The 12588-nt window shown below is 66.7% G+C and carries 12 protein-coding genes; 6 read left to right on the forward strand and 6 right to left on the reverse strand.

What is annotated here, in order from left to right:
• Positions 1-712: 712 nt before the first annotated feature.
• From BO39_RS33325 to BO39_RS27755, 4 genes are all read right to left on the reverse strand, one after another.
• Entirely contained in the window at positions 713-853 is a 141-nt protein-coding gene (locus tag BO39_RS33325; protein WP_156964052.1) for a hypothetical protein, read from the reverse strand.
• A 512-nt stretch (positions 854-1365) separates the two neighbouring features.
• Positions 1366-1608, reverse strand: coding sequence for a response regulator (locus BO39_RS27750; RefSeq protein ID WP_169742877.1), 243 nt, complete (start codon positions 1606-1608; stop codon positions 1366-1368).
• Positions 1572-2351 (reverse strand): putative zinc-binding metallopeptidase, encoded by a 780-nt coding sequence (locus tag BO39_RS33330; protein WP_245615447.1) that lies wholly within the window; start codon positions 2349-2351, stop codon positions 1572-1574. Before BO39_RS33330 ends, BO39_RS27750 begins: the two co-directional genes overlap by 37 nt.
• Entirely contained in the window at positions 2323-3045 is a 723-nt protein-coding gene (locus tag BO39_RS27755; protein WP_052402958.1) for an IS5 family transposase, read from the reverse strand. The genes BO39_RS33330 and BO39_RS27755 overlap by 29 nt, the downstream gene beginning before the upstream one ends.
• Before the next feature lie 1027 nt (positions 3046-4072).
• On the opposite strand from BO39_RS27755, the gene BO39_RS27760 reads away from it, so the two are divergent.
• Positions 4073-4648: an inorganic diphosphatase gene (locus BO39_RS27760; RefSeq protein ID WP_084698627.1), complete on the forward strand. Its 576-nt coding sequence runs from the start codon at positions 4073-4075 to the stop codon at positions 4646-4648.
• 227 nt (positions 4649-4875) lie between these two features.
• On the opposite strand, the gene BO39_RS27765 is transcribed toward BO39_RS27760, so the two are convergent.
• Positions 4876-6492, reverse strand: coding sequence for an MFS transporter (locus BO39_RS27765; RefSeq protein ID WP_043839888.1), 1617 nt, complete (start codon positions 6490-6492; stop codon positions 4876-4878).
• A 490-nt stretch (positions 6493-6982) separates the two neighbouring features.
• Between BO39_RS27765 and BO39_RS27770 the strand changes: the two genes are divergently transcribed.
• The 4 genes from BO39_RS27770 to BO39_RS27785 are packed head-to-tail and all read left to right on the forward strand — an operon-like array spanning position 6983 to position 11174.
• Positions 6983-7993 carry a LysR family transcriptional regulator gene (locus BO39_RS27770; RefSeq protein ID WP_052402959.1) on the forward strand — a complete coding sequence of 337 codons (1011 nt, stop codon included), beginning with the start codon at positions 6983-6985 and terminating at the stop codon, positions 7991-7993.
• 42 nt (positions 7994-8035) lie between these two features.
• Entirely contained in the window at positions 8036-9013 is a 978-nt protein-coding gene (locus BO39_RS27775; protein ID WP_043839890.1) for a Bug family tripartite tricarboxylate transporter substrate binding protein, read from the forward strand.
• Between the two features lie 2 nt (positions 9014-9015).
• A complete protein-coding gene (locus tag BO39_RS27780; RefSeq protein ID WP_043839892.1) occupies positions 9016-10278 on the forward strand; it encodes a CaiB/BaiF CoA transferase family protein in 1263 nt (420 codons plus the stop codon).
• The gene (locus BO39_RS27785; protein ID WP_043839894.1) at positions 10275-11174 is read left to right on the forward strand and encodes a hydroxymethylglutaryl-CoA lyase; all 900 of its coding nucleotides are present in this window, start codon (positions 10275-10277) and stop codon (positions 11172-11174) included. The genes BO39_RS27780 and BO39_RS27785 overlap by 4 nt, the downstream gene beginning before the upstream one ends.
• A gap of 385 nt (positions 11175-11559) precedes the next feature.
• On the opposite strand, the gene BO39_RS27790 is transcribed toward BO39_RS27785, so the two are convergent.
• Positions 11560-11754 (reverse strand): hypothetical protein, encoded by a 195-nt coding sequence (locus BO39_RS27790; protein ID WP_043839896.1) that lies wholly within the window; start codon positions 11752-11754, stop codon positions 11560-11562.
• Positions 11755-11945: 191 nt separating this feature from the next.
• Between BO39_RS27790 and BO39_RS27795 the strand changes: the two genes are divergently transcribed.
• Positions 11946-12588 (forward strand): phospholipase D-like domain-containing protein (locus tag BO39_RS27795; protein WP_043839905.1); only part of this gene is annotated, 643 nt, incomplete at its 3' end.

Below are 12588 nucleotides of genomic sequence, written 5' to 3' on the forward strand. Positions count from 1 at the left end.
ATCTAAGACGCCCTTTCACGAGTGGCTCCACAACCCTGGCCAGCTTCGACCGTTGCTAATGTTACAAAATGCGATTTACTCTCCATTAACCACTCGTCTAAACAATTATGATCTCAAAACGAACACACAAAGAGGCCAGCTGTCTTAACGGGAGCGTCTGATGGTCGAGGATTGCGGAAGCCTGTACGATCCTGGTTCCCCAGGAGATCGACTAGCGCTCGCCCTCGAGGCCGCAGAAGCCTTGGCCGAGTACGCCCGAGCAGAGCGCCTCACCCAGGCAGATGAACTGCTCAGCGAGTTCGTCGCCCTTCTCGTGGCCTGCGATACTGGTTGTCGAGGAGATGAGTAGCGGCTCGTAGATCCGAGCGTGCTACGTCACTGGCCGGCCGCTTCGTGGAGGCGCCTAGCCAGCGCCCCTCACCTGCTGAGAACGTACGGCGCTGACAACTTCTCCGTGTCGAGCCAGGCGTCGACCAAGCGCACGACCTCCCCGATGTGCCCAATGCCTCCCCAGAAGCTGTTTGGCCCGTGGGGGAAGCCCTCCAGGCTAAAGTTGAAGACGGTGCTCTTCTCGTTCGAGAAGATGACGGCACCGCGGTAGTCATAGACCGGCCCCCTCTCACCGTTCGCGGGCTTTACGATGCGGGGTTGTGGGCAGCTGGTGTGTTTGAAGGCATGGGCCGGAATAGCACTGCCCCCCGCGCCGCTGGCACTATGCGGGCCGGGCTGCCTGCCGCCGTCGGACGTCGCGCCGGCGGCTCAGCTCCAGCCAGAGACCCCCACCAATAAGGGTCAGGAGCGTGGCGCCGGAGGCGGCCACAGCGCACATCAACTCGAACAGCATGTCGGACATTCGGCGACGGGCTCCTTCGTGCGCCAAGCATGGCGTCTCAGCAGTAGCTCACTTTTACGTGATAATACAAGGCAAACGACGCGCCGACACCGCGTCTCAAACAGAAGTTCAAAGCCGGCCTTGCGCCGAGTTGAAGGCGGCGCAGGAGCAGGGCTAGGTCGCCGCCAAGGATCGATGGGACAATGTCGCGATCGGCGACATTCACTCACCGACGCTCGCTGAGATCGGACTGACCCGCGCTGCCGCGTCGACAGCAAAGCGGCTGGCCGAAGTGGGCGAGCCTGCCATCGGCGCCGAAGTGCAGCGCGCCACCAACAAGGGGTGCCGCCCAAGCCTGGAAGAGAGGCAGCGGGCATGGTCGTAAGGGGCGCGACCCCATGAGGACCAACTTGCCGAGCCCGCCTCCAGGCCCACCCGCTCGCGTTACAATCGAAACGACACTGCGGGCTGGCGGTTGCGCGTGCCTGAGTGTTCGGCTGTGTGGACAGGGCAGATTTACCGCTTCCGCTCTCCTACGCGTGCGGCTCGGCTCCTGCGCCTTGCTCGTCCCGCCCGGCCGCTAGGAGCGCCTGCACCCGCTGCGCCAGGACGTCGAGTTCAAAGGGCTTGCCGATGACCTCGATGCCGGTCGGCAGCGGCGTGCCGGCGTAACCGGTGATGAACAGCACCGGTAGCCCCGGAAATTGCTCGCGCGCCGCCTCGGCCACCTGCCGGCCGTTCATCCCGTTCGGCAGTCCAACGTCAGTGACCAGCAAGTCCGGCTGCGTGGAAGAGGCCAGCACCCTGAGCGGTGGCGAAAGTGCCCGAGAAGGGTGCGATAGTTCTCACCCATCGCGAGACGCATGCGCTCGCGTTCCGCGTCGTCAGCTTCAGACACCGAGACGGTAATCAGCCCGTCATCGTGCCCTGTCGTCACCTTGGTTCCCTGCCCGTCGAGTGGGGCAGCCAAAAAGTCGAAGGCCAGGCCGTGATTACGGTCCTGGTCGCGCGTGACGAGGGGCAGCTTGAGACGAAGCAGAGTGTAGAACAGCCGGTGCTTGGCAACCTCGAGCAGTCGCCAGCGCCGCAGATTATCCGCGCCAGAGAGATCTGGAATGTTCCGATTGTGTCGGCATGCCTTGCAAAAACGGTCGGTTTCGTCCTCGGCGACCAGCCAGTTACAAGCTCGGATCTCCGCGTTGATGCAGAACCGATACCGGTGCGTCGGCTCTGTGTGGGTGTACCACAGGTACGTCGATCGCGGCCCGGAGGCTGCATGCGGCAATTCTATTCGCCACCTCGGACGCAATGATTCAGCCGCGCTGGCGTTGAAGGCGGCGACAGGCTCCAGGGCGCAAAGGGCGTTCTGATCAGGGAGGTATCCAAGAGTGCGATTACAATTCTCGCACTTCGTATTCTCGAAATGAATGACTTGGGCGCAAGCACATTGGAAGAGTCTCAAGGGGCGGGGTTTCCCTAAGAGGCGGTTTTCAGAATTTCTGAGCGGGCCGTCCTGCAACCAGGAATATGCATGCGGTCTGGAGCAGGGACTGAATGATGAAGCCGCAGCGATCGTAGCGCAGCGCCAAGCGCCTGTTCTCCAACAGCCAGGCGTTTGTGCGCTCCACTGGCCAGCGCCGTTTGCCCAAGCCTGACCCAGGTGCCCTTCCGCGCTTGTGAATGCGGGGCCGGACGCCAAGCTTGCGGCGGAGCTCGCGGTGCCGCTCGGCGTCATAGCCTTTGTCCGCGAGAACCGTGCGGATGCGCGTCAGGACGGCGAAAGCAGCCAGGAACAAGCGTTCGAACAGCAGGGTGTCAGGAACGTTGGCACCCGTGACGGCGCAGGCCACCGGCAACCCGTCCCCTGTGGTCGCGACATGGTACTTGCTGCCCTTCTTGGCCCTGTCGGTCGGGTTCGGGTCAGTCAGGTCCCCACCTCGCTTGACCCGCACCGAGCAACTATCGAGGATCAGGTCAGGATGGCTGCGAAGCATACGGACGAGCAAAGCATGCACCCGCCCCAGCAGGCCCGTGCGCGACCACGCCGCGAAGCAGCGTCGCAGGGTCGAGCCGCTCGCCTTCTCCGCCGTGGCTCGCAGGCTCCGCCAAGGCGTGCCCTCGCGCACGAACTGCCGGAGGGTGGCGAGCACGCAAACCAAGGATGCAGGCGGGTGGCCGCGTCCGCGGGAGCGGCCTCCCTCGCAGCACTCCATCGCTGTCGCAATCAGCCCCAGGATCCTTCTGTCCACCTCTCCCCTCCGCGCCAAAGCTGCAAAGGTAGGAAAGGGTCAGCAGATCGCCGGAACGGGGTTTCTCAACTCAAGGTAGTAGTGAAAACCGCCTCTAAGGATATGCTGGCGGCTTTCGCCGCGTGCGAGACACGAAGGCCCGCAACTGCCTCCACAAAGGAAGCATCGGCCCTGCCTTTGACAGTGCGCCGGGATCGCACGTAGCGATGCTGGTCTCTTTAACGCCGGTTAGTGCTGCTCATGTACATGACAGAGTCTTCGGCTAGAGGACCTGAGCGCTTAGATGGCCAGTTCTGATATCCCGAGTTCCCCAGGGTGATCGTCCAGTCGCTGCCATGGGGGTTTAACGATGAAGGGCGGTTGGCCGTGGCTCAAGGGCGGTCGGGCCGCGTGGCGACCTGGGCGGCATCGGGCCACACTTCGAATACGCGCTCTCTTGTGGTGTGGCATTCACTGGTTGCGACCTGGCCGCGGTCAAGACTGAGGAGATTGTTGAGTCTTTCGTGCGGCGCGAGGTGGTGAAGAACGCCCCGGGGTGCGGCTTTGGCGCCCGAGTGCTTCAGCGCGGCTTCGCGCGAATGGCGGCGCCGGCACGTGGGTGGACATGAACTTCGAGCTTACCAGATCACAAAGAATGTTTTGCCCATTCCCATCGGGGCCTGAAGCGCAGAGATGGTGTCGGCCACTCGCCCCGCGGGAGAAGGTGTCGCCCATCCAGCGGCACTGGCTCAGGCTCATGTCTTTGCCCACGACCTGGGATCCTGCCTCGTCCTAACGATAATCAATGGCTGTTCCGAAGAAAGCCTTCCCGGACGCCGAGGCCGCCCACAGTTGACCCCATGTGGTCCGGCGCGTTTGAGGGACATGCAGTATCCTTGGCGCCGAGCCAAGCAACTCCTAAGGATCATGGCCGATCATGCAGGAGGAGGCGGGAAACTAGCGCTACCCCCACCCGATATATTGCATTCATCTGCGCCAGGAGCGCCGCTCCATGCCGGATCGTCGAGAGATGATCAACAATCTGTTTCGGCTGCCAACCTTCGACCCGGAAACCGGGGAGATTATGGCTGTGGTCGAAACACCGAAGGGGAGCCGGAACAAGTACAACTATGACGACCGCTGGGGCACTTTCCGCTTAGGCGGCGTGCTCTCGGAGGGCATGTCGTTCCCTTATGACTTCGGCTTCATACCTTCGACTCTGGGTGAGGATGGCGATCCGCTTGACGTGCTGATCCTCTTGGACGCCCCAGTCGTTGTGGGATGCTTGGTGACCGTGCGGCTGCTTGGCGTGATCGAGGCTGAGCAGCAGGAGCGGGACGGGCAACGCATGCGCAACGACAGACTCGTCGCAGCGGCAACTCATGCACATACCCACGAGCACATCAGAGCCGCCGAGGATCTTCCGCGCTATTTGCTGCGCGAGATTGAAGGTTTCTTCGCGCAGTATAACCAACTTCGGGGCAAGCAGTTCGAACCGCTGAGACAGGGCGGCCCAGAACGGGCACGAATGCTGTTGGAGCGCGGCATGGAGGCGTTCCGCAGCAAGGCCAACCCTGCCGAGGCCTAATCCGCCTGTAAGAGATGATAGAACGCGATCGGGCCGCCCGAGACGTTGGCGAACAACGAGGGTTTCGGTGACGCCGATATCGCGTGGCTCCGATTCTAGGTGCTCGCTTTCCAGGTGCTCGCCGGCTAGCCGCCGGGCGGATTAGGGGGCGGTTGCACGGCGCGTCAGTGGCCTCCGCGCCTGATCGCAAAGCACGGTGCGCAGCCGATGTCGGATCTCCCTCCGGTTTACGGCTCGACGTTAAGGTGGCGCGATGTCTCTGGCGAGCCGCCGCCGCGGTGCAAGGCGGCGGCCCGGGCGAGAGCCCATCGGTCGGCTTCGTCCAGCCGCATCGTGTGACGCAGATGCTCGGTCCAGGACTCCACCGCCCAGAGCTCTGTCCAACGGTTAGGCTCGGCGACGTCCTGGTAGAGCCTCCAACCCGCGGCGCCCGCGCGCAAGCGGACCTCGCGTACCTCCCTCATGGCCGCAAGGAAGGTGTCCCGGTCGGCTGGGTCTATCCGGTAGTGCACTGCTTCCAGCACCCGGCCAGATTCGTCGTGCAGCATCGCCTTGAGTACCGGGGACGGGACGCTGGGCCGTGGCAGAGGCACGGCTGCCAGTGCCTTGGCCCACCTCCCCCTGCCCTGCGTGGAACCTGCGAGGCGCCAGGGTCGCACGGCAACCGCAATTACGGCGCCTATTCCAGCGGAGATGCCAAGGGCGACCGGCACACCTTCCCTGGTCCCAACCCAACCCCAGAGAGTGGAGCCAAGTGCAAGCGCTCCGAAGAAGGCGAGGTGATAAATTCCGAGAGCCCGAGCGCGGGCCCAGGCCGGCGCCGTCATCTGAGCCGCTGCCCCCAAAGTGCTACCGGCCGTGAGCCAAGCCGCGCCAAAGAGCAACAGCGCCAGAACCGCCACTGCCCAGTGCTGGGCGGTGCCGAGCAGGGCCATGGCCGCATAGGCGAGCAGCGACGCGAAGAACACCAGCCTCCCCTGTGAAACACGTTCTCTGAGCACCGGCAGCATGACCCCAGCTGCCACGGCGCCAAGGCCGGCAACGCCCAGCATGGCCCCGAACGCGGCAGGCCCGAGCCCGAGCCCCTCGCGGACCACCAGCGGCAGAAGCGCCCAGAGCGCGGAGGCGAAGAAGAAAAAGGCGCAGGCGCGCAGAATGGCCGCCCGCATGCCCGGCGCGGCGGCGACGAAGCGCAACCCGGCTCGTACGGCAGATGGAAGCCGCTCCGGTGGCAGCTCGGTGCGAGGCGGCGCCGGCCTGCGCCAAGTGATCAGCGCCACCAGTAGCGCAAGAAAGCCGAGGGCATTCAGCGAGAATGCAGCTGCAGGACCAGCTGCCGCCATGACGAAGCCGCCAAGCGCTGGGCCAAGCGCGCGAGCCAGGTTGAAGCCAACCCCGTTCAAAGCGACCGCTTGCACGAGGTCCTCAGGTGGCACCAACTCGGGGGTGGCCGCAGCCCAGGCCGGGTAGATCACGGCGGTGCCCGCGCCGATGGCAAATGTCAGGGCCAACAAGCCCCATGCACCAAGCAGACCGAGCGCGGCCAGCACGGCGAGTACCAGCCCGGCAACGGCAATCCAGAGCTGAGCGCCGATGAGAGTGAGCCTGCGGTCCAGGATGTCCGCCAGGGCACCGCCAGGAAGGGCAAAGAGGAAGACCGGGAGCATCGAGGCAGCCTGGACCAGGCTGACCATCACCGGGGAAGGCGCCAGCGAGGTCATCAGCCATCCGGCGCCCGTGTTCTGCACCCACAGACCGGTGTTGCTGGCGAGGTTGGCAACCCAGAGCGCGCGGAAGGCGGGGTGGCGGAGAGGGGCGAAGGCGGCTGAAGGGCTCAACGGCATGGGCTTGCCTGGGCGGGAGGTCGGACGAAGTGCGGGGAACCCGCTCGTCCGGCCGCGGCTAACATACGCGCGCTAACCAGGAAGGTTCACAGACGGGCTGAAGCTGACGGTTTCGAACGCCTCGTGCTGGCTCAGTTTGAGGCTTCCGTTCCGTGCTAACTCCAGCCCAGCAACAAGGGTGCTGGCCAGCGCCGCCCGGACGTGGAGCGCTCGGTTCAGTCTGCTTGGCGCGATCGGCGGCAGGCAGCGCTCGATCGGAATCCCCCAGGAAGGCGACATACAGCTCTGCCTGCAGCCTGGGTGCCGCTGGAGCGCCCTGCCCTCGCGGGAACACCGCACCTTGCGCATCCGATGCCTTGTCGTGGCACGGTTGCTCTGCCTTCCATGCTTTGCATACGCAGCTTAACGGGAAGAGATTTGTGGCGACGCCTCCCTATAGGCGCGGGCGGTGGCAATTGAGTTCGGCAAGGGACCGCTCCATCCTCGGCCGATGTCGACGGACGAAGAACCACTCCCGCCGGAGGCGAAGCGGCAGGACGCGGCGGCAGACCGGCGAGCGGGAGCCATCGCGCGCCTGCTAGACGCGACGAGCCTACGGCTCTTCCGCGCCGCAGTGGAGGAGCGCAGCCTCGCCCGCGCCGCAGAGCGGGAGGCGATCGCGCTCTCGGCCGCCAGCCGGCGAATCGCAGAGCTCGAGGCGAGGCTGGGCTCCGCCCTCCTCCGCCGCCACGATCGCGGAGTGACCCCCACCGCCGCCGGCGAGGCGCTGATGGTTCATCTCGGCACCCTATTTGGCATTTACGAGCGCCTGGGCGCCGACATGGACGCCTTCGCTTCCGGCGAGCGGGGACACGTGCGCCTCCACGTCAACATGTCCGCCGTCTCGGGATTCCTGCCGGAGGCCCTGGCCGGCTTCCTCCCCGCCCATCCCGGCATCCGCCTGACACTGGAGGAGCGCTATACGGAGGACATCATCCACGCCGTGCAGACCGGCGTCGCCGATCTCGGCCTCGTCTCCGGCACGGTGCCGACCCCCGGCCTGCACCGCCGCACCTGGCGGGAGGATCGGCTGCTGGTCGTGCTGCCGGAGAGGCACCCGCTGCTCGCCCGCGCCGCCATTCGCATGGCCGACCTGGATGGCGTTCCCTTCGTCGCGCAGCCCGGGGCCACGGCCCTCCAGCGGCTCTACCGCCAGCACGCTGCCGCGGAGGGCATCGCGCTGAACGAACGGGTTACGGTGTCCGGCTTCGACGGCGTGCGGCGCATGGTGCAGGCCGGGCTCGGCGTCGCCATCCTGCCCGCCACCGCGGCCGAGCCCTATGCCGGGCCCATGCAGATCGCCCTCCGCCCGCTGGCGGAGAACTGGTCGGCCCGACCCCTGGTGCTCTGCACCCGCGACCCGGCGACGCTATCGGCCGCCGCCCGCATCCTCGTCGCGCACCTGACCCGCCCGGCAGAGGCGAAACCTGCCTTGCCGAATGAGGAATGGAAGACTGGCTAAGCCGGCGGCAAGCTCTCCGCCAAACAAACTGGAGGACCGCCCATGCCCCTCACCCGACGCCACGCCCTCGCCTGCCTAGCCCCCCCCCTTGCTACCAAAGCTAACACCGCCTCGGCGCAATCCTCTTCTACGGGCAGCATCACCCTTGAGGTCCCCACAGCGCCCGCGGGCACCACGGACTTCGCGGCGCGCCTGTTGGCCGAGCCGCTGTCCCAACGTCTGGGGCAGACCGTCGTGGTGGAGAACCGCGCTGGCGCCAACGGTGCCCTCGGCACGGGCTGGGTGGCGCGGGCCCGGCCGGACGGACTGACCCTGCTGGTGCAGTACTCCGGCTACCACGTCGGCACGCCCGCGGTGATGACGAACCTCGGTTACGACGTGCGGAAGGACTTCGCGCCCGTTGCCCTGCTCATGGACAGCCCGCAGGTCATCTTCTGCAACCCGCGCGTGCCCGTGAAGAACTTGGCTGAGCTGATCGCCTACGCGAAGGCCAATCCGGGCAAACTGAACTACGCGTCCTCCGGCAGCGGATCGCTGCAGCACCTGGGGACGGAGTTGCTGAAGCAGCGCGCCGGGATCGACATGGTGCACGTGCCCTACCGCGGCACCGGCCCGGTAACGCAGGACCTCCTCGCCGGCCGGGTGGAGCTTTTCATGACCACGCCGCCGCCTCTCATGCCCTTCGTGCGGGACGGCTCGCTGCGAGCACTCGCCATCACCTCGGCCGAGCGGCACCCGGCCCTGCCGGAGGTGCCCACCCTCGCGGAGTCCGGCCTGCCCGGTCTCACCATCGTTGCGTGGTTCGCCGTCTTCGCCCCGGCCGCGACGCCAGCTCCGGTGTTGGAACGCCTGACCACCGCGGTCAACGACGTGGTGCGGACGCCGGAGTTCCGGCGCAAAGCGGAGGAGCAGGGTGCGGTGATCCGCATCATGTCCCCTGCCGAACTCGGCCAGCGCGTGACGGAGGAGCTGGACGAGTGGACGCGTGTGGTTCGTGCCGGCAACATTCAGGCGGATTGATCATGGACGGTACAGACGCAACCCGCCGCACCGCCCAGGTGGTAGAGGTTAACGACGCGCCGCTGGCAGGTGTCCGGGTGCTGGAGCTCGGCCACTTCGTTGCTGCCCCCTTCGCTACCCGCCTCCTCGCGGATCTCGGCGCGGAGGTGATCAAGGTGGAGCCGCCCTCTGGCGACCCGGTGCGGCAGTGGGGCGCGAAGGTGAATGGCCACGCCCCCTGGTGGAGCGTGCACGCCCGCAACAAGGCATGCATCAGCCTGGATCTAAAGGCGCCTGGGGCGCGGGAGGTGGTGCTGGACCTCGTGCGGGGCTGCGACGCGCTGGTCGAGAACTTCCGCCCCGGTCAGCTGGCGCGGCTCGGCCTGGACGAGGCGGCGCTGCGCGGCGCCCGCCCGGACTTGGTGATCGCCCGGATCTCTGGTTATGGCCAGGACGGGCCCTACCGCGACCGCGCCGCGTTCGGCGTGATCGGGGAGGCGATCGGCGGGCTGCGCCACTTGACGGACCATCCGCCCGGCACCTCAGGCCTGCCGCCCGTGCGCGTTGGCGTCAGCCTCGGGGATTCGGTGGCGGGCCTCTACGCCGCCTTCGGCGTGGTGGCCGCGCTGCTTCGGCGGGACCGCGCCGCGGCGCTTGGCGCGGTTCGGGGCGGCGAAGTGGACGTCGCCCTGACGGAAGCCGTGCTGAGCCTGCTGGAGGGCGGATTGCCGGAATACGGCACACTCGGGACGGTGCGCCAGCCCACCGGCGGCGGCATCGCCACGGCCGCGCCCTCTAACGCCTACCGGGCGCGGGACGGAGTCTGGGTGCTGATCGCAGCGAACTCCGACCCGCTCTTCCGCAAGCTGGCGGCGCTGATGGGCCAGCCCGCGCTGGCCGAGGACCCGCGCTTCACCGGCAATCAGGCTCGCGTCGCCAACAGTGCCGCGCTGGACGCGCTGATTGGCGCCTGGGCGGCAGGGCTGGACGCGGCGGCGCTCGATGAGACGCTGGCTCGGGCCGACATCCCAGCCACCCGCGTCTACACCCTGGCCGACATCGCGGCCGACGCGCAGTTCCGCCAGCGTGGTATGGTCCAGCCGGTGGAGGACCCGCTGATCGGTCCGACGCTGCATCCCGGCGTGGTGCCGCGCGTGGACGGTACGCCGGCCGCGCCGCGCAGCACCGGCCCCGTGGTGGGCGCGAATAACGAAGCAGTGCTAGCCGGCATCCTCGGCTACGCGCCAGACCGCATCGCCGCGCTGAGAGAGGAGGGCGTGCTGTGAGGGCCACCATCATCGAGGTCGCGCCGCGTGACGGCTTCCAGCCCATCAGCCCCTTCATTCCGACAGACGAGAAGGTGGCCCTGATCGAGGCGGCCCACGCGGCCGGGCTGCGCCGGATCGAGATCGGCTCCTTCGTGAACCCGGCGGCCGTCCCGCAGATGCGGGACGCGGCGGAGGTGCTGCGCCGCACGGCCCACCTGCCTGGGCTGGACGCTCAGGTGCTGGTTCCGAACGCCCGCGGCGTGGCCTTGGCGCTGGCGGCCGGGGCGCGCCACCTCGTCTACGTCATCTCCGCCTCTGAGCCGCACAACCGCAGCAATGTCCGGCGGGACGTGGAAACCTCCATCGCCGAGTACGGCGGGGCCATGGTGGGCCTGCCGGAAGGCGTGCGCGTCCGCCTAAACCTCGCCACCGCCTTCGACTGTCCCTTCGACGGGCGCATGGAAGAGGCCCTGGTGCTGGATCGCCTGGACCGCATCCTGGCGCACCGGCCGGATGTCGAAGTCGGGCTCTGCGACACGACCGGCCGGGCAGACCCGGACCATGTCCACTCCCTCGCGTCCGCATGCCTCGCGCGCTGGGGCGGCCCCACGCGCTGGGTGTTTCATGGCCACGACACTTACGGGCTTGGCTTGGCTAATGCCGCGGCGGCCTGGCGCGCGGGCATCCGTGACTTCGACGCAGCCTTCGGCGGCTTGGGTGGCTGCCCGTTCGCCCCTGGCGCCACGGGGAACACAGCGACTGAGGACCTCGTCTGGATGCTGCACAGGATGGGTACAAGGACCGGTATCGACCTCCCCAGGCTGCTCACCCTTGCCAACCGCGCCGCTGCCCTCCCCGGGGCTTCCCCGGGCGGCAGGGTCCGCGCCGCCCTGGGCTGGAAAGCAGCCGCTTAACTGTTTGGTCGCGGAACATTTCGGGGATCCGGCTGTGCTGCCTGTTGTAGCGTATGCACATCGCTTCAAGCGTCAGAGGGGCGCAGTGCAGGGAGGAAGGTGTGGTCCTGACCCTCGAAACTGGTCCGGACGTTTTGAGAGTTTTCCGGCAGGGATGTTGACCTGATCCGCCGGAGGCATAGGGGACAATAGGTGGATTGGCCGACTGGGCCAACCATCCAGCAGGCTCTGGGCCCCTGCCGGACCGGCTGGAACGAGGGTGGGCAGGGCGAGCCCAGCACGGAGGAGGTGACGACGCTGCATTCCTGGTTCCTCGGTTGTTTTTGCTTCAGACGTTCAGTGGCGCTTGCTGCGATCGGCCCCCTATCCGTAGGAGGGTGGCATATCAGGCTGGTCCGGCCACCTCGCGCACCCGCTTCGCAATTGCCTCGCCCGTCGCCTTCGTGCCGAGGCGGCTGCCCGCGTCCGTCGTGGCTCCGCCCGCGGCCACGGCGTGCTCCACAGCCGCCTTGGCCAGCACGCGCGCCTTGTCCTCGGCTTGCCAGCAACGCCGCCTCTCCACCCCGGTGATGATCTCCATCCCGCCCCCGTCCTTTGCGCCGCCCTTACGAGCGTCGCTAAGGTCAGCGAAGATCACCCCTTAAAACAGGCGGCACTCGGCGGATGGGTATACTCAAGCCGCAATACCCCGTGTTCTGTAAACAGCGAACACAACCATTTGTTGCGAAACAGCACTATGGTCAGCTTCGCTATTCGTTACGAATTCGCACCATGAAGCTCTCTGCCGGTATTCTGCTGTCACTCACCGCCGTCCTGTTGAACGCTTGTGTCAGCGCTCCTACTCCAGGCGTAAGCCCGGACTTGCTCGCTGCCAGAGCGGCCGCTGCCCCAGGCCAGAGCATCGACCTCATGCGTCAACAGAGCGAGCGATTTGCGGGCGTCCCGTTCATCTCCGGCAATCGGGTCGATCTGCTCGTGGACGGACCAGCCATCTTCGCCGCCCTGGAGGACGCCATCCGGTCCGCCCGCACCCGCATCGACATGGAGAGCTACGAGTTCGACGAGAAAGCAGGCGGTCAGTTTGCTGAGTTACTACTGGCCGCACGCAGGCGCGGTGTCGAAGTTAATCTGATCTATGACGCCTGGGGCGCCGTCAACACCCCGGCAGCCCTGTTTGACCGCCTGCGGCAGGGCGGCGTGCAGGTACTGGAATTCAACCCACTGCGTCCAAACGAGCGGGTACCCGTCTCGCTCAACAAGCGCGACCACCGCAAGCTTCTTTGCGTCGACGGCCGAGTGGCCATCACGGGTGGGGCGAACATCAGCGAAGTGTACCAGAACTCGCCTAAGCCGCACGGCACCGACCCGGACGACCAAGCCTGGCGCGACACCAGCGTTCGCATCGAGGGGCCGG

This window comes from Roseomonas aerilata DSM 19363 (assembly GCF_000711725.1).
GTDB classification, from domain to species: domain Bacteria; phylum Pseudomonadota; class Alphaproteobacteria; order Acetobacterales; family Acetobacteraceae; genus Roseomonas; species Roseomonas aerilata.

Excerpts from the sequence above, each read along its gene's own strand:
- BO39_RS33325 (WP_156964052.1), bottom strand. The coding sequence starts at position 853 with ATGTCCGACATGCTGTTCGAGTTGATGTGCGCTGTGGCCGCCTCCGGC.
- BO39_RS27755 (WP_052402958.1), bottom strand. The coding sequence starts at position 3,045 with ATGGAGTGCTGCGAGGGAGGCCGCTCCCGCGGACGCGGCCACCCGCCT.
- BO39_RS27760 (WP_084698627.1), top strand. The coding sequence starts at position 4,073 with ATGCCGGATCGTCGAGAGATGATCAACAATCTGTTTCGGCTGCCAACC.
- BO39_RS27765 (WP_043839888.1), bottom strand. The coding sequence starts at position 6,492 with ATGCCGTTGAGCCCTTCAGCCGCCTTCGCCCCTCTCCGCCACCCCGCC.
- BO39_RS27770 (WP_052402959.1), top strand. The coding sequence starts at position 6,983 with ATGTCGACGGACGAAGAACCACTCCCGCCGGAGGCGAAGCGGCAGGAC.
- BO39_RS27775 (WP_043839890.1), top strand. The coding sequence starts at position 8,036 with ATGCCCCTCACCCGACGCCACGCCCTCGCCTGCCTAGCCCCCCCCCTT.
- BO39_RS27780 (WP_043839892.1), top strand. The coding sequence starts at position 9,016 with ATGGACGGTACAGACGCAACCCGCCGCACCGCCCAGGTGGTAGAGGTT.
- BO39_RS27790 (WP_043839896.1), bottom strand. The coding sequence starts at position 11,754 with ATGGAGATCATCACCGGGGTGGAGAGGCGGCGTTGCTGGCAAGCCGAG.